Annotated in this window: 19 protein-coding genes; 9 read left to right on the top strand and 10 right to left on the bottom strand. The window is 43.9% G+C overall.

The features are described from left to right. Window positions 1-41: 41 nt before the first annotated feature. Window positions 42-236: a CPXCG motif-containing cysteine-rich protein gene (locus tag L9Q40_RS20660; RefSeq protein WP_014231786.1), complete on the bottom strand. Its 195-nt coding sequence runs from the start codon at window positions 234-236 to the stop codon at window positions 42-44. Window positions 237-467: 231 nt separating this feature from the next. After that, window positions 468-1334 carry a fructosamine kinase family protein gene (locus L9Q40_RS20655; protein WP_498794458.1) on the bottom strand — a complete coding sequence of 289 codons (867 nt, stop codon included), beginning with the start codon at window positions 1332-1334 and terminating at the stop codon, window positions 468-470. A 224-nt stretch (window positions 1335-1558) separates the two neighbouring features. Between L9Q40_RS20655 and L9Q40_RS20650 the strand changes: the two genes are divergently transcribed. The 3 genes from L9Q40_RS20650 (at window position 1559) to L9Q40_RS20640 (ending at window position 3997) form a co-directional block, all read left to right on the top strand. After that, window positions 1559-2533 (top strand): response regulator, encoded by a 975-nt coding sequence (locus L9Q40_RS20650; protein ID WP_024372671.1) that lies wholly within the window; start codon window positions 1559-1561, stop codon window positions 2531-2533. Continuing rightward, the gene (locus L9Q40_RS20645; RefSeq protein WP_243977057.1) at window positions 2533-3495 is read left to right on the top strand and encodes a GGDEF domain-containing protein; all 963 of its coding nucleotides are present in this window, start codon (window positions 2533-2535) and stop codon (window positions 3493-3495) included. Before L9Q40_RS20650 ends, L9Q40_RS20645 begins: the two co-directional genes overlap by 1 nt. Window positions 3496-3652: 157 nt before the next feature. Next, a complete protein-coding gene (locus L9Q40_RS20640) occupies window positions 3653-3997 on the top strand; it encodes a DUF3802 family protein (RefSeq protein WP_014231790.1) in 345 nt (114 codons plus the stop codon). A gap of 52 nt (window positions 3998-4049) precedes the next feature. Here L9Q40_RS20640 and L9Q40_RS20635 read toward each other — a convergent pair whose 3' ends face one another. Next, window positions 4050-4541, bottom strand: coding sequence for an NlpC/P60 family protein (locus tag L9Q40_RS20635; protein WP_196769662.1), 492 nt, complete (start codon window positions 4539-4541; stop codon window positions 4050-4052). Between the two features lie 140 nt (window positions 4542-4681). Here L9Q40_RS20635 and L9Q40_RS20630 point away from each other — a divergent pair, with 140 nt between their 5' ends. Together L9Q40_RS20630 and L9Q40_RS20625 are read left to right on the top strand one after the other, a co-directional pair. Beyond that, on the top strand, window positions 4682-6688 hold the full coding sequence (locus L9Q40_RS20630; RefSeq protein ID WP_498794457.1) for a methyl-accepting chemotaxis protein: 2007 nt from the start codon (window positions 4682-4684) through the stop codon (window positions 6686-6688). Between the two features lie 312 nt (window positions 6689-7000). Continuing rightward, a complete protein-coding gene (locus L9Q40_RS20625; RefSeq protein ID WP_014231793.1) occupies window positions 7001-7381 on the top strand; it encodes a hypothetical protein in 381 nt (126 codons plus the stop codon). Window positions 7382-7427: 46 nt separating this feature from the next. Here the strand turns inward: L9Q40_RS20625 and L9Q40_RS20620 are convergent, their stop codons facing one another. Then, window positions 7428-8261, bottom strand: coding sequence for a sterol desaturase family protein (locus L9Q40_RS20620; protein ID WP_498794456.1), 834 nt, complete (start codon window positions 8259-8261; stop codon window positions 7428-7430). A gap of 139 nt (window positions 8262-8400) precedes the next feature. On the opposite strand from L9Q40_RS20620, the gene L9Q40_RS20615 reads away from it, so the two are divergent. From L9Q40_RS20615 to L9Q40_RS20605, 3 genes are all read left to right on the top strand, one after another. Further along, on the top strand, window positions 8401-9150 hold the full coding sequence (locus L9Q40_RS20615; protein WP_065303089.1) for a tRNA-uridine aminocarboxypropyltransferase: 750 nt from the start codon (window positions 8401-8403) through the stop codon (window positions 9148-9150). 175 nt (window positions 9151-9325) lie between these two features. Beyond that, window positions 9326-10234, top strand: a complete 909-nt coding sequence (gene nagK, locus L9Q40_RS20610; protein WP_498794455.1) for an N-acetylglucosamine kinase — start codon at window positions 9326-9328, stop codon at window positions 10232-10234. A gap of 190 nt (window positions 10235-10424) precedes the next feature. Then, complete coding sequence (locus L9Q40_RS20605; RefSeq protein WP_498794454.1) at window positions 10425-10910, top strand: DUF6515 family protein; 486 nt, start codon at window positions 10425-10427, stop codon at window positions 10908-10910. Window positions 10911-10979: 69 nt separating this feature from the next. Here L9Q40_RS20605 and L9Q40_RS20600 read toward each other — a convergent pair whose 3' ends face one another. The 6 genes from L9Q40_RS20600 to L9Q40_RS20575 form a co-directional block, all read right to left on the bottom strand. Next, window positions 10980-11246, bottom strand: coding sequence for a DUF2960 domain-containing protein (locus tag L9Q40_RS20600; protein WP_014231798.1), 267 nt, complete (start codon window positions 11244-11246; stop codon window positions 10980-10982). A 158-nt stretch (window positions 11247-11404) separates the two neighbouring features. Continuing rightward, a complete protein-coding gene (locus L9Q40_RS20595) occupies window positions 11405-13183 on the bottom strand; it encodes a bifunctional molybdopterin-guanine dinucleotide biosynthesis adaptor protein MobB/molybdopterin molybdotransferase MoeA (RefSeq protein WP_498794452.1) in 1779 nt (592 codons plus the stop codon). Continuing rightward, on the bottom strand, window positions 13180-13767 hold the full coding sequence (gene mobA / locus L9Q40_RS20590; protein ID WP_065296822.1) for a molybdenum cofactor guanylyltransferase MobA: 588 nt from the start codon (window positions 13765-13767) through the stop codon (window positions 13180-13182). Before mobA ends, L9Q40_RS20595 begins: the two co-directional genes overlap by 4 nt. Then, a complete protein-coding gene (locus tag L9Q40_RS20585; RefSeq protein ID WP_020333261.1) occupies window positions 13745-14464 on the bottom strand; it encodes an energy-coupling factor ABC transporter ATP-binding protein in 720 nt (239 codons plus the stop codon). The genes mobA and L9Q40_RS20585 overlap by 23 nt, the downstream gene beginning before the upstream one ends. Before the next feature lie 43 nt (window positions 14465-14507). Beyond that, entirely contained in the window at window positions 14508-15206 is a 699-nt protein-coding gene (locus tag L9Q40_RS20580) for an ABC transporter permease (RefSeq protein WP_014231802.1), read from the bottom strand. Window positions 15207-15212: 6 nt separating this feature from the next. Continuing rightward, entirely contained in the window at window positions 15213-16031 is an 819-nt protein-coding gene (locus tag L9Q40_RS20575) for an ABC transporter substrate-binding protein (protein WP_014231803.1), read from the bottom strand. A 320-nt stretch (window positions 16032-16351) separates the two neighbouring features. Here L9Q40_RS20575 and L9Q40_RS20570 point away from each other — a divergent pair. Then, a partial coding sequence (locus L9Q40_RS20570) for a response regulator (RefSeq protein WP_498794449.1) occupies window positions 16352-16650 on the top strand: 299 nt, incomplete at its 3' end.

The raw sequence follows: 16650 nt of genomic DNA, 5'->3' as shown, positions 1-16650 counted from the left end.
ATCTAAAAAAGGAGCGTTATTGCTCCTTTTTACGTTTTAGTTTATTCGTAGTTATCGTCAATAAACAGCTCTACTTTGTCGTTCAGTTCATCCACATGCATGTTGAGATGAATTGCATGACAACAGGCAGGGCAGTCATCATAAAACTCTTGGTCACCATTACTGGCGTCTAAAGTGATTCCTATTGAGTGCCCACAATGCGGACACTTTACGTGTCTTTCAGTATAGTTTTTCATACAACAACGCCTCGTATTGCAGGGCTTTTAAAACAATTTATTGTGGAAGCTCAGCCCTATCACTTACTTTGCCCCAACATCGAGAGATACTTAAATATTAAGTGTAGTTGTTGCTATTTGAATCGAAATAAGTACAAAACTTGACCCCAAACTCAACACTGAATCTGGGGTCAATTTTCAGAGTGATATCACTCGTAAATTTACATTATGCAACGTTTTAAGTATTTCAAATTAGACAGAAATAATTTTGTTAATTGTTAGCTGAGCTTGCTCTAAATAATGCCCGCCAAACAGGTTGCAATGGTTAAGAACATGGTAGAGATTATAAATCTCTTTACGTTCCTGGTATCCAGGCAACAATGGCATAACTGATTCATATCCTTGATAAAATTCAGGCCTGAACCCACCAAAAAGCTCAGTCATCGCAATGTCGCACTCTCTGTCGCCCCAGTAGCATGCAGGGTCATAGCAAATAGGTCCGACAGGTGTCACTGCAGCATTACCATTCCATAAGTCACCATGCAGTAACGATGGCTCAGGTGTGTGATTAGACAAAAGCTGTTTCACGACGTTAACAAAGTCCTCAATATCGACCAAAGTTACGCCTTTTTCTTTCAGTAATTGTAATTGCCATCCTAAGCGCTGCTCTGCAAAGAACATGCACCACTTCTTGTGCCACTGGTTAGGTTGTAGGGTTGAGCCCAAATAGTTGTCGGTATCAAATCCAAACTCTTTTTGTTCTCCCCATTGGTGTAATTGAGCAAGCTGTTGGCCAAACAAGAAGCTGTTTTGCGCATCTTCTAACGGTTTAGTTGGGAGGTAGTTAAGAATTAAGAAAGAGTTATTTTTTGTTTTGCCGACCAGTACGACCTCTGGAACAAATACGGTTGAAGTTTCACGTAACAGATGCAGGCTTTCAGCCTCTACTTGGAACTTAGACAAAAAATCACGATCGTTTATTTTAACGAAATAGCGTTGCTCGCCATCATTGATCATATAGCTTTCATTGATATCTCCACCAGAAAGGCGAACTTTTTCGTTGATTTGATATTCAAATAACAGCGTATCAGAAAGCTGTTGCGATATTGCTTGCCACATACAAAACCTCGCGAATCTGTTTGACCACCAATAGTTTAGGATAAACGACGAGAAATTGGCGCGTTGCTGCGCATACTTGAACAATAAATTTATGAATCTGCTGACGAAATTTGCATAAGTGTGAATCATATCGCTCATAAGTTTATGATTTATCGTCCTAGCAGATGGTTATATACCCACACAACATGTATTATAATTTTTTTGACTTTGGTTCCATTGATAGCATGAAAGTACTGATATGTGATGACTCAGCAATCGCAAGAAAACTGATTATAAGAACAATCGTGCAAAGTTCATCAATGCAGCTGATCGAAGCCCAAGATGGGTATGAAGCACTGAAGATTCTGGCGGAACAAAATATTGACATTATGTTCCTCGATCTCACGATGCCGATTATGGACGGTTTCGAAGTTCTAAAATCCTTACCAGTAAGCCGCTACAACACCCAGATAGTGATCATCTCTGGCGATGTCCAACAAGAAGCCCAACAGCGCTGCATCGAATTAGGTGCAAAAGCATTTATTGCAAAACCATTGTCTGAAGAGCAAGTGGCCCCGCTGTATGAGCAACTGGGAATGCAATACGCATTTAAGCCTACCGTAGAGCTCAGTCCTAAACAGCAAGTATTCGATGATCTTTCCTCGCTTGCGAAGTTTCGAGAAGTCGCGAATGTTGCCCTAGGAAAAGGGGCCGCCATCATGGCCGATCATTTACGCGAGTTTATTCAGTTGCCTGTACCTCACGTTGGGCCACTAACATATGGAGAGCTCCATATGACGCTGGTTGATGTCATTCGTCGTGACGGTTCGATTGCGGTCGCACAACGGTTTGTTGGTGGTGGTATTCATGGTGAAGCATTAGTTTGCCTCAGAGGTAAACACATCGACCAGATAGGAGAGCGGCTAGGCTTTCAACTGGAGTTCACCAGCTATAACGAGATCATTCTTAATATCTCTAACTTGTTAGTGTCTTCGTTCTTAACGTCGTTAGGTTGCCAGTTAGATAAGCAGTTCTCGCTTCGCCAGCCGAGTATCATAGAAACTTTACCGACTTATAGTGAGCAGCAAGGTCAAAAAGGGGAGCTTTTTACGATTGAATATACATACATGGCGGAATCACTGGACTTTGAATGTGAAGTGCTCTTTCTGATAGACAAACCATCTGTAGAAATCATTTATGAAATCATGGAGTTAATCTGATGTCCGAAATCACACTGGACATGGCTGACTTTCACTGGGTCACCCAAATCTTAGACACAATGGACTCTGGCCTTATTGTGCTGGATCGCCAGTATAAGGTCTGCGTGTGGAATAGCTTTATGCAATCCTACAGCGGTGTATTGTCGCAAGAAATTCTCGGTGAGAGTTTATTCGACCACTTTGAAGACCTGCCTAGAGCTTGGCTCGAGACAAAATTAAATACATCAGCGGACTTGGAAACACGTTCATTTTCTAGCTGGGAAAATCGTCCATACCTTTTTAAGTTTACTAACTTTTCTCCGGTATCGAACAGCAGCACCTTTATGTATCAGGATATCGTGATCACGCCGCTGCGCTCTCTTTCCGGAGAGATAAGCCATATCGCCATCCAAATAAACGATGTGTCTGAAACGGCGCGAAGCCGTATTTATCTTAAAGAAACCAATCAACACCTTTCAGAAATCAGTCGTAAAGACGGTCTTACCGGTTTGTTTAATCGCGCTTATTGGGAACAATCACTCAAAGAAGAATTTACCCAAATAAAAATCGTTGATGGGTCCTGTTCTCTGGTTATTTTCGATATTGACCACTTTAAACAAGTTAATGATAACTATGGTCACCCTGTTGGGGATGAAGTGATTCGTCGAACGTCAGCTCTGTTAAGAAAAACAGCCCGAAGCAGCGACATTTGTGGTCGTTTTGGCGGGGAAGAGTTCACAGTGTTGTTAAAAAATACCAATCAGGAACAGGCCAGTTATTTTGCAGAGCGGCTACGTAAACGCGTAGAACAAGAGACCGTGAAAGTTGAAGATTCTCTGATTAACTATACCGTCAGTATTGGCGTATGCGAATATAAGCCGCACTTTGAAAGCCATATACAATGGTTAAAAAGTGCAGACTCCGCTTTGTATCGTGCAAAAGAAAGCGGACGAAACCAAAGTTGTGTCTTTGGTGACGACTAAATCGAGACGAGTTTCTATGTTGTTGGTTACTAGCTGTCCATTTGGCTCGTAAATACGCATTTCTATGACATAAGTTAGTGAAATTTCTTAGTAATGTCTTACTATTGATACAATTTTGCACCCAGCATTCTAGTCTTGACGTTAATGGAGAAATACAGTGGTTGTTGAAACGGATGGTTACCTTGCTCTTATCGAACACTTGTCGCTAAACCTTGATATCTTTACCACCGAGCGTGGTGATACAGGTTCAGAAAGTATCGAAGATGTGGTTACCGATATGGTGGCATCAAATATCATGATGATTTTTGAGCAAAACCCTGAACTTCATTCCAGTGTGCGTTTTAAGTTGTTAAAAGAAGCGGATGCCGTAGTAGAAGACTTGGGTGAAGTCCTCGCTGGAGTCTGGGGTAAGAAGGCGACCAATGAACAGATTACTTTTCTGGAAGAGTACGTCGCATTGGTGAAAAATCTCTTTGATAACGCAGTGGCGATTTACGACTAGAGGCTTATGTTGTTTGAATCGTGAATTCTTATCGTTCAAAACGCTCGTGGCGTTACAATGTCACCCTTCTGATTTGCCAAAATTTTGATGCCCAATAGGGGTTGTCAATCCGAGAAATAATGACGCCTTTCGATGTGGACGCGTGCATAAACTGCTTGTTACCCAAATAGATACCAACATGATATGTTGTTCTTCTGGTCTTAAAAAAGACAAGGTCCCCTTGTTTGGCTTCATTCCATCCTAATTCTACGCCTTGTTTAGATTGCTGCCTTGTCGTCCTTGGTAAAGCAAGTTGATACGCTTCCACAAAGGCCTTTTGCACAAAGGCAGAACAATCAATACCTGACTTTTGTGTCCCACCCAAGCGGTACGGAGTGCCGTGCCACTCTTTATAAAACTGCAGTAACTCCGGTTTGCTAGCCAAAGTTTTCGCAGGGGGAACTGTCACAGCCACGGCGTGCTCTGCTGGCTCAGGACCCGACGAACAAGCTGTCATAAGTGTGCTGATTATCAAAGAGAAATAAATACGACGCAAATCATCCACCTACCATTCAAGTGATTAATACATGAAATATTATTGTCATAATCAATCCATACTATTGAACGCTTATCACGGTTTTATCAACTTTATGTGATGGACACGCAGTAAAACCGTTCAAACCTAAGAAAGAATAAAAATTGATTATGGCAACGCGCAAACGCTCACGCTTTTCACTCTCACTGATTCAGACGATCAGTGCAACATTTTTAACTATCATTGCACTTGTTATAGCCCTTTCTGCTTCAAGTTTCAAAGGAATGGGACAGATCGGAGAACAATTTGAAGATCTGTCTCAAAAAGCATTACCTATGGCAATGGCCAACGCCAAGTTAACCAGAAATGTTCTCGAGATCGTTAAATTGCTAAACCATGGAATGCAAGTTACCGAACCTAAAGAACTCCCTATAATTGAATCACAAATAGAAGCGTTAGCTATTCAATCTAAGGGCTTAACGGAAAAAACCTCTGGCGTTGCGGTTTCGCTTTCAAATGAATTAAAAACCAAAGTCGAAAACTTGCACAACATCACTCAAGCGATATTGCTAAAGCAGAAGGCCGTGATCCAGATTCAAACGGACATAAATTCTGCGGTTGGAGGGTTTCGCTACGGTCTAAGCTCTATCGGCCCGGAAATGAACCGCATCAGCTCTTTTTTGAGTGCAGACAATCCTCAATCAAGTGACGCTGCCAATCGGTTTATTGCTTCAGCAAGTTCGATGGAAAGCACCTTTTTAATGATGCTGACGCATACTGACCTCGTAAAAGCGGAAAAAGAATACCGTGAAATGCGAAACCGAATCGCAGGGATTAACCTCGCATACTCCGATTTCCAAGCACTGCACCCTGAAGTCAGTGACTATGCCAGTCTAAACGCGCCTTATGAAATGGTAAAAGCAGGCTTTACTGACAAAGGTATTCTGCATTTGATTCTTGCTAAACTGGAACAAAGCGAACAACAAAGGGCGGAATTTAAACAAGCCTCCCAGCTCGCTGACGAGACGATGCTGTTACTTGATCAGGTTTCACTCGCAGCTTCTGATTTGATTAATGAGAGAGAAAACGTAGTAAATACGACGATAGAAACCGTTAGCTTAATGGTCATTATCGCCGCAGTGGTCATCTCAATCATTATTTTCGCAACTTTGGTTGGTTTGAGAAGCTGGACGAATCGAGGACTACAATCGGTCCTTAGCCGATTATCTGCACTGACTGAACACGATTTCCGGGAGAAAGCCGATGAGGTGGGACCTGAAGAACTGAAAGAGGTGGCGCGTAAATTGAATTTGGTCATTGATTCCACCTATGACTCCATCTCTACGGTGACTCGAAATTGTGAGACGCTTTATCAAACGGCTGAAATCAGCCATACCGCCGCAGAGCAGACTAACGAAGGACTCAGTAAACAAAATGAAGCCTTGGTGAGTATGGTCACGACCATTACACAGTTGGAAGCCTCGATACGAGAAATAGCCACGGTGACGAACGCTTCAGCCGAAGATGCTCTTGTGGCGACAACGCAAACTGAAAAAGGGGTTGAAGTTGTTGAACTAAATCGCGCTAGACTGGAGTCGCTAGAGACGTCATTTACTATGAATGAACAGTCCATACTGGAGCTCGATGAGCGCGTGAAACAGATTCGTGAGATGGTCGATATGATCAGCGGTATTGCTGATAACACTAACTTGTTGGCTTTGAATGCAGCGATTGAAGCGGCGCGTGCAGGTGAGCAAGGGCGCGGTTTTGCGGTGGTAGCAGATGAAGTGCGTAAACTCGCAAGCGATACATCTCAACAAACCACCAATATTCGGGCAATGATGAATGAGTTGACGACAGCCGCAGAGCGTTCTCGACAAGCCGTGAGCGATTCCCGGCAAGAAATGACGCATGCACTAGAATCGAGTCATGAAGTTAAATTGGTATTTTCCGACATCAATCATGCCGTTAAGCTTATTCAAGAACGTGTTGAACAGATCTCTGTCGCGACAGAAGAGCAGGAGCGCGCAACCGCTGATGTGTCACAAGCAATAGCACAAATATCGGAACAAGGCGAGCAAACAAAGCTGCGACTAGAATCTATGGTCGAAAGCTCGGAACAAGTGGCAGAAATTGCTGGCCATCAACAAGCTATGCTTCATAAGTATGACTTGTAAATCATAAGTAAACCGACGACAAGCCAAGGCCGGATCTATCGACGTCCTTGGCCTTTTTGTTCCCGTTTCGTATCCCAAGCATACTTACAAAGTCTTCCATACCAAAGTTATTTGGAGATACATGCGCTCGCAGCGTGCGAATTTGATAACATGTAACTATCCTTGCAGTAGCAGCATGTTCGTAACCGAATACATTTCCAATTACTTGGTCATGCATTAGGGCATGGTCGGTCCCAAAAATTGCCACAAAATTATAAATTGTTCGATTAGTTCTATATGCTCTTCGCTATTCACTAAAATAAGGAAACGATGATGGATAAATTCGTAGTGTTTCTCTTATGCCTTTTTTTGACGATTGGCGGTGCTGTACACATTTACGACAACATTGCCGATGGTTTATTACCTTATGATTTTGCACCGCGTTGGTTAAATATCTACTGGAGTATATTGGGCATTTTCGACCTGCTGGCGGTTTACCTTTTGATTCGATACCGCAGGGCTGGTCTGGTATTGATGTTGGTAATCTTGTTCACCAATGTGATTTTTAACTCTCACGCACATTACTCGTTGGAAATATTAGATAACAACACCGCTTTACAGATGAAGACGCTATTTTTAGGTTTTGCTATGGGCGTATCTATATGGCTTTGGAACGCTCGTAAGAATCGACAGTCGCGCCAGATTTTCCGGTAATATCGTCATAATCAGTTTGTAAGGGAATGACCAAGAAAAACCAGTGTCATTCCAAATCAATGTTATTTTTTGTCTTAACACGATAGCGGAATGGTTGGGTAAGAAGCTTATCCAGCCTCTGCTCTTGTTTATCTCTGATGTCAGGTAAACCAATGACAACATGCTCATGCCCAAGCTCTGGTTGAGCGCGGTACGTCGAAAACATTCGATCCCACACTGACAAAAAGAACCCAAAGTTAGAATGCGTTTCTCTCGGAATGACGGAGTGATGGACTCGATGCATATCCGGAGTAACAATCGCTTTCCGCAGCCATGCATCTACAGGTAACGCAAGCTTCGCATTACTGTGATTGAACATAGCACTCGCGTTGAGAATAATTTCAAACATGACAATGGCGATTGGAGAGACACCGAGCATGAATACGGCAGCAATTTTAATCACCATGGAAATCAAAATCTCAATTGGGTGGAAGCGGGCGCCCGTCGTCACATCAATATCCAAATCAGCATGGTGCATCCGATGAAGTTTCCACAATACAGGGACACGGTGGAAGATAACGTGCTGCACATAAATAATAAAATCGAGCAGGATGATAGAGATCAGAACGTTTAACCAATCAGGAAACGACATTAATTGGAATAAACCCCACTGATGCTCGCTAGCAATAACGGCTGCCTGGAATGCCGCGATAGGCATGACTAACGCGATAACAACACTGTTGAGCGCGACGAGTGAGAGGTTGTTTACCCAACGAAAAGCGCGAGACACCGTTAATACTTTTCTGGGTAATACGTTTTCCCATAACGTGCAAAGCAGCAACACACCGACAAAGCAACCGAGCCTTATCCAAGAGGGGTCGTTAAATGCTGTTTCTGTCACAGAAGTTCCTCTCAATTATCTATTCTGTCTGAACAGACCAAATTCAGTGCCAATTTCTTTCGGTATCTATACCTTACCTTGAGGCTAAGCGGTTATGCCAGTAGAATCGCGCTCTACTTTTTATTTGGCATTGCTACTCATGAGAATTCACGCTTTTCACCGTTTATATCAGCACCGTCAGTCTATCTCGACAAAGACTTTTAACGCGCGAGGCTGCAAAGTTATTCGCTGCCAATATTGTCAGGTCTCACAAGAGCACTGCCTGTGTGAACTACAGCCAAATATCAAATCCAATCTCGCTTGTATGTTGATTGTATCGGAAAACGAAGTGTTTAAGCCGAGCAATACGGGTCGCCTGATTGCCGATACCATTGAGGAAACCTACGTATACCAATGGAAACGAACGGAACCTTCCAATGAGATGCTCGCGCTATTAAAAAGTGATGACTATCAGCCGGTGATCATATTCCCGGAGGATTATGTCGATGACACTTCACGATTAATGGACAGCCTGAGCCCTGAGCTCTTAAGAACACCTGAAAGCAGCAACAAGAAATGGCTGTTGATTTTTATTGATGGCAGCTGGCGCGAAGCGAGAAAGATTTTCCGCCGTTCTGACTATTTACAATCGTTACCGGTATTATCGATACAACCAGAAACACTCTCTGAATACATCATGCGACGTTCTGAGAACGAGCAGCATCTCTCTACGGCTGAAGTTGCCACTTTAGTGCTTAAACAGGCAGGTGAGCACCAAGCTTCAGAGTGTCTCCAATTGTGGTTCGAAGCTTTTAGAGAAACCTACATGTTGACCAAAACACGAGTCAAAACGGATCCCAACCGTCCGCATCTACATCGTTTCAAAGCGTGGGCAAAAACTGAGAACTGACTCTAAGGAATGAGTTTTTGTTGATCGCTTGTTGTTCAACTGGCTTGAGTGAGAGGATAAATCTGGATTTGGTCACGGTTTGTAGGCGTATAGATATGGATAATGCTTGAAGTTTATCTTTTTGACTCCACTAAATTTTTGGGAGTCCTGTTAGCACTTTTTAGGAGAGAATTGCATGTATTATGGCTTTGATGTCGGTGGCACAAAGATTGAGTTTGGTGCATTTAACGAAAAGCTTGAGCGTGTAGCAACTGAGCGTGTACCAACACCAACTGATAACTATGAACTATTGGTTGACACTATCGCTGATCTTATTAGTAAGTACGACGCTGAGTTTGGCTGCGAAGGTACCATTGGCCTGGGTCTTCCGGGAATGGAAGATGCTGATGATGCAACCGTATTGACAGTAAATGTACCCGCTGCGAAAGGCAAACCACTACGTGCAGATCTAGAAGCGAAAATCGGTCGCTCTGTGAAGATCGAAAACGACGCAAACTGTTTCGCACTTTCAGAAGCTTGGGATGAAGATCTACAAGGTGAGCCATCTGTATTGGGTTTAATCTTGGGTACCGGTTTTGGTGGCGGCTTTATTTACGAAGGTAAAGTTTTCTCAGGTCGTAACCACGTAGCGGGAGAGGTTGGCCATATGCGTCTTCCTATCGATGCATGGTTCCACTTGGGTGACAATGCGCCATTACTTGGTTGTGGATGTGGCAAGAAAGGTTGTCTTGATAGCTACCTATCCGGTCGCGGTTTTGAGCTGATTTATGCGCATTACTTCGGCGAGCAGAAAAAAGCGATCGATATCATTGAAGCGTATGGCGAAGGTGACGCTTCAGCAGTTGAACACGTTGAGCGCTTTATGGAACTTCTGGCGATTTGTTTGGGCAACATCTTTACCGCAACAGATCCAAATGTTGTCGTACTGGGCGGTGGTCTTTCTAACTTCGACCTTATTTACGAAGAGATGCCAAAGCGTATTCCAAAACACCTGCTTTCTGTAGCGAAATGTCCGAAGATCATCAAAGCAAAACACGGTGATTCAGGTGGCGTTCGCGGCGCAGCATTCTTAAACATCAAGTAAATAGTTAGCTTGGTTTAAAGTTTTTTAGAATTTAATAAAGCCCTGTTGCTCATTGAGTAACAGGGCTTTTTGTTTGCGTAGACTTTGTCAGGAAACCGTCTTTACCGAGCTTTACACTTCATTTACGTCACTTGAACTAGCCTCTGGTAAGATTTCTTTAAACCTTAGAGATTAATTAACGGGGATGACTATGTTTAACGTTTCAACATTTCGTAACGGTGCCATTGCGTTGGTACTGATGACTATGGTGGCCCCATCCTTTGCGAAGCAAGCGCCGGGACATGGTCATGACCATCAACCTCCGAGCAAAGTTGTTGTAGTAAAGCCAGACCATAGACCGAGCTATAAGGCTCCGTCACATCGTTCGTATCATCATAGCGGATTGCCTTCTACGGCCGCAATTTTAGCGATTGCGGGAATTACGTATGCGATTATCGATAACGCTTATTACAAGCAAAGTGGTGACCAGTATATTTATGTTGAGCAACCACCTGTATCCTCGTCTCAGCAAGTAAATTCCGTAAGCAGCAGTCTATCGGGTCAGGTAGTGAATACACTCCCAAGCGGTGTAGTGAGAGTAACGGTGGATGGTGCTACCTATTATGTCCGAGGCAATGACTGGTATGCGCCAATTGCAGGGACGAGTAAGTTTGTGGCTGTTGCGCCTCAGCTCTAAACTCGAAAAAATCCAAGCGGATACAAAAAAGCTCGCGTTAAATCGCGAGCTTTTGCTATTTGGTAAAAGCTATTTATTCTTTTTACCAACGCCCAAGTTTTCCTTTTGGGCCAGAGTGATTTTAGTAAAACCAAGTTTTTTAAAGTGGTTATCACGATAGTTTCGAACGGCTTTGGTATCAGAAATCGCTTCGATTTGCTGTTCCATTTTTAGGAACTCAGAAATATCAATACCTTCTGCTTCAGCAACGGCTTCATGAATATTGCGATGTTGCTGGTAAGAGAACGTCAGTTCTTTGTCTTCGTTCTTGTATGTGTAAAGAATGGTGCGAGCCATAATAATCTCTCGAATAGTGTGTTAATGCTTTCAGTGAAATTGAGCCATACCTACCGTAAGCAGTGATGGATATTTGGAGTACCAACCTCAAACTCCACTAAAAACGAAAGGCCAGCACAGCTGACCTTTATAAAATCGTTGCTAGTAACCTATTGGGGCTAGATTCTGCCTTGAAGAGGGATGATTGTCACGTTTTCTCCCACTTTAACTGTATCGATAGCAGGGGATATTTCGATTAGACAATTCGCTTCACTCATTGAACGCAAAATACCGGAGCCTTGCTTACCCGTCGTGCGAACGGTGAGGCGACCGGTTTCGTCTAGCTGATAGAATCCGCGGCTAAACTCAGTTCTGCCTTGGCGAGAGCGTAAGTTTTCCATTGCAACCGCGTTGACTTTTAATGGTTGCCAGCCTTGTTCTCCCTGCATTTTACGGATTGCTGGCTCGACGAAGTTGATGAACGATACCATTACGGCAACAGGGTTACCCGGTAAACCAAAAAACGGCTTACTGTTAATTTGGCCAAACGCAAGTGGGCGACCAGGGCGCATGTTGATACGCCAAAAGTCAATTTGTCCCAACTTTTCCAGAGCTAACTTAATGTAGTCCGCATCACCAACAGACACGCCACCAGATGTCATCATCATATCTGCTTGCTGGGATGCTTGCTCCAATGTTTCGATCATCTGTTGTTCATTGTCTTCCAGAATACCAAAATCCAAAATTTCACACCCGAGCTGTTCAAGCATACCCATAATGGTAAATCGGTTTGAGTCGAAGATTGAATTAGGCTTCTGCTCGGTGCCTGGCGCTTGCACTTCGTCACCCGTTGAGAAGATTGCGACTTTGAGTTTACGAAAGACACTTGCTTGTCCGAAACCAAGAGAGGCGATCATCCCCATTTCCGGAGAGGCTAGGCGAGTACCAGAGGTAAAGACGTTACTGCCAATTTCAAGATCTTCACCAGCTTGACGAACGTTCTGACCCGCTTTTATGCCTGAAGTATTAAACGTTACCTTGTCACCAGCTTGTGTAGCTTGTTCGCGCATCACCACCGTGTCACCATTAATCGGTGTTGGTGCTCCCGTCATGATTTTAACCGCTTGCCCCATCTGCAACGGTTTATCGTAAGCATGGCCAGCAAGGACTTCTGCCATTACTTGATAACTCTCTCGCTCAAGGTCGTCACTGCGAATAGCATAACCATCCATTGCCGAGTTTGTGTATTGAGGCACGTTAACCGGAGAAACGATGTCATCAGCCAATACTCGACCGTAACTACGCTGAACATCGCATAGTTCAATGTCAGTCAAGGAAGGCACTAAAGAGAGAATTTTCTCTCTGCCTTGCTCCACAGATAGGAAAGCAGGGGATAAGGTGTCACAGCACGCGACTTCTTTGTCTTTCGATTTCGGTTGTTTCGCTGCGTTGACATACTGAAGAACAAACTCCGCGATAGCATCCAAATCGTTGATGTTCATCTGCGGTAATTCGGAATCTAATTCACCACTATCGGAGGCAATCGCAATGATGTTTTCATCAGAAGGGTAAAGCCAAGGTTTGCCGACTTCTTCTCGGTGAAGTTCGATTTTTGGAAAGGCGATGTTTTTACAACCTTCAACCAGAACGACATCTAACTTGTCTTCATCAAAACGAGTCAACAGGTATTCGAACTCTGCCTCAGCATCCGGAGTTTCTGTCATCAAAGCAAAACGATTTCGGGATGCGATCAACATTTGTGAAGCGCCAGCCTTGCGTAAACGATAGCTGTCTTTACCTGGCTTATCGACGTCAAAGTTGTGGTGCGCGTGTTTCAACATGCCAATACGTAAACCAGCTTCGGTCAGTTTTGGTAACAGTGCTTCTAGCAACGTAGTTTTGCCAGTACCTGAGTATGCGGCAAAACCAAGAATAGGGATATTTAGCGTGTGTTTCATGATTCTAATTGTCCAAATTGCGCCAGTTCTTCCGGAGTGTTTAAGTTGACGAAACAGTTTGGTGAGTCACTGAAATCAACGTAGCTGGTGTGACACTCTTTATAAAGCAAAATGATTTTTCGATCGCCACGCTCTAAAAATGCCGTCAGTTTTGGCAGTACGCGCTTATGGTACATAGTGAAAACAGGTTGCTGGTGATCACCATCGTGCGCGACCAAAATGTCAGTGTCATCTTTGACCGCCTGACAAAAACGTTCGACTAAATCGGTATTAATTTGTGGGCTGTCACATGGAACAAATCCGACCCAATCCGTTTGCGCGTGCATTAATCCGGCATGAATACCACCCATCGGCCCCGGATAATCTTTGAATTGATCACTGAAGACGAAACCAAACTGACGGTAAGCGTCTTGGTTTCGATTGGCATTGATTAAAATGCTTGGTGTTTGTGGTGATAGACGTTCTATGACGTGTTTGATGAGTGGTTTCTGATTTAGCTCTATCAGGCCTTTATCTTTTCCACCCATGCGGCTGGCTTGACCGCCAGCTAAGATGACCCAACTAGTTTGTGTTGGTTGAAGCATATGCATTCTCTTGGGAGTTTTCTTTTGGTATGACATATAACAGTGGTGACTCTACCAAAGTCTTGTTTTTAATCCACCACTGTTTTTTACATAAATCGGTTAGCGCGTTGGTTTGATGGCTCGTGATAACAATACTAGAGCCACGATCTAAAAGATCTTTGGCCATCACGACTAATCGCTCGATCGATTCGGCGTCTAGTGAAGCACTTGGCTCATCCATCAATAAAATCGACGGCTTTAAGATCCATGCTCTCGCCATGGCAACACGCTGCTTTTCGCCACCTGACAATACAGAGATATGTTCATCGGCTAAGGTTTCCAAACCTACCATGCGTAGCGCGTTGATAACTTGCGCTCGCTTATCTTTTGCGTTGTCCTGCTGATATTTCACGCCATAAACAACGTTTTCGTAAACGCTGCCGTCAAATAGGTAAGGAGATTGATGGAGATAAATAACATCGACACGACCATTTCGGCGGGTCAGTTTTTTCAGCCAAGTATCTTTAGGTGCGGCTACAGTGCCGGTTGATGCTTTCAGAAGACCGGCTAGAATTTTCAGCAGTGTTGTTTTTCCGACGCCGTTATCGCCTTTAAGATAAATCGCATCGTTTGGTCCAATCGTTAGCTCGGGAATATGAAAGAGCACGCGCTCTTTAAAGCGCATGGACAATTGTTCGGCGGTAATTTTTATAGTCATAGTACGCCTCTACAGAGAATAGAAAACGAGTCGATCATTAGCGTCATGTTCTAAGATAGCCTTTGCCTCTCATACTCGACAGGAAGAAGTTTAATGCTAATGCTAAGGATAGTAATACAATTCCTAATGCAACACCTTGCGCAAAAGCACCTTTACTACTTTCCATTGCGATCGCTGTTGGTATATTGCGTGTCACGCCCATAATGTTGCCACCAACCATCATCGAACAGCCGACTTCTGTAACGATTCGCGAAAAGCCTGCAATGACTGCTGCGAGTAACGGGAATCGCGTTTCCCAAATCATTGTCGATGCAACACGAGGAAGGGATACACCTAAGGTAAGCGATGTCTCTATCATACGGCGATCGCTCGATTGCAATGCACCGTGCATCATCGAGACTAACACCGGGAAACAGATCAGCATTTGACCGAATATCATCGCCTTCTGCGTAAACAGCATTTCCCACCCGCCCCAAGGGCCAGCTCTCGACAACAGCATGTAGAGCAAGAGGCCGATAACAACCGTTGGTACTGCTTGAAGCGTATTGATGATAGACAGCAAAAACCACTTACCACGAAAATCGGTGTAAGCGAGCACAAAAGACATCAAAATTGCCGGCAATACCACTAACGATATTGCCGTAATAGAAACGCTAAAGGAGACCGCAACGATCTCCCAAAGCTCTGCATCGAAATTCACCAGTAGCTGGAGCGCTTCTAGTGTTGTTTCAGCAAGATTCATAGTGCGTTATTTACTGTCCGCGTTCGCTACAAACAGCTGTTTTCCGTTAAGGCGGAAGCTGTTAATTAATTCCTGACCGTGTTGGTTAACCAACCAATCACTGAATACTTGCGCGCCTTTGTGATTAATCGTTGGGTAACGTTCAGGGTTAACTAAGATCACCTGATAAGGGTTAAATAGCATTTCATCACCCTGGAACAGAATTTCCAGATCCAGTTTGTTTTCATATGCCAGCCAAGTACCGCGGTCTGTCATCGTGTAGCCTTGCATCTCTGACGCCATGTTCAGAGTAGGGCCCATACCTTGGCCTACACTGCGGTAGCCACCAAAGTTTGGTTCAATTTTTGTTTGCGCCCAAAAGCCCATTTCTTTCTTGTGTGTACCTGAATCGTCACCACGAGAAATAAAGGTTGCGTCTTTGCTTGCGATTTCTTTAAACACATCAAGAACGCTTTCATCATCTTTGATTTCAGCTGGATCGGCTTTAGGACCAACAACCACAAAATCGTTGTACATTAGCTTACGCGGTTGAACACCGTATCCTTTCTCTACGAATAGGCCTTCTGCTTTAGGCGCGTGTGTCATTACCAAATCCACATCGCCATTTTCACCCATTTTGAGCGCTTTGCCGGTACCTGCAGCAATGATGTCGACTTTATAGCCCGTCTCTTTTTCGAATTCTGGTAGTAGGTAATCCAGCAGTCCTGAATGGTACGTGCTGGTCGTGGTTGCTAAGCGAATGTGTTCGCCATCTTGAGCGGAAAAAGCAGAGTAGCTTACGAGTGTGATTGACGTTGCAGCCAATGTCAGCGCAATTTTTTTCATTTTTATATGTTTCCTTTCCAATGATATTTCGGTTTCTGGCGCGTTTAAGGCGTTAGAAGTTCCTGAACGATCTTGATTGCTCAAATCACAAGCCTTCCTTGAGTGGCAGACTCTAAGGGCCCAACATATTGGCGACTTGGATACCCCTTATAGCAAACAAGATGCCAACAATATTCAACCTAAAATTGTTCTATTTATGCGCCATTTCATAGACTTGTTTGCATAAATTCTTTCATTGGTACAAAATGTCCCAATTATTGCGCAGGGTAAACCTGTAGCGTTGGTACACTCTGTCCCACCTGAAACCAACTGGGGTAAATATGTCCGCTCAATCCCATATTAGTACAAAGCAACAATTCAACGCCTTTTCTGTTCTGGTCGTTGATGACGAGCCAGGCATGCAAGCCATTCTGAAAAAAGCCTTGGGTAAACTCTTTTCCCAGGTTGATACGGCTGGCTGCATTGAAGAGGCAGAGCAACTAAGAAGCTCGCGCCATTATGATCTGATTTTACTCGACATTAATTTGCCCGGCCGCTCAGGAATTGAGTGGGAAGAAGCCTTTACCGACGATGAAAAAAGAGCGGATGTGATATTCATGACCGGTTATGCCGACCTTGA

The sequence above is a fragment of the Allocatenococcus thiocycli genome, assembly GCF_921292965.1.
Classification (GTDB): Bacteria; Pseudomonadota; Gammaproteobacteria; order Enterobacterales; family Vibrionaceae; genus Vibrio; species Vibrio natriegens.
The sequence above is the reverse complement of the archived record's forward strand: the minus strand, read 5'-3'. Positions and strand labels throughout refer to the sequence as shown.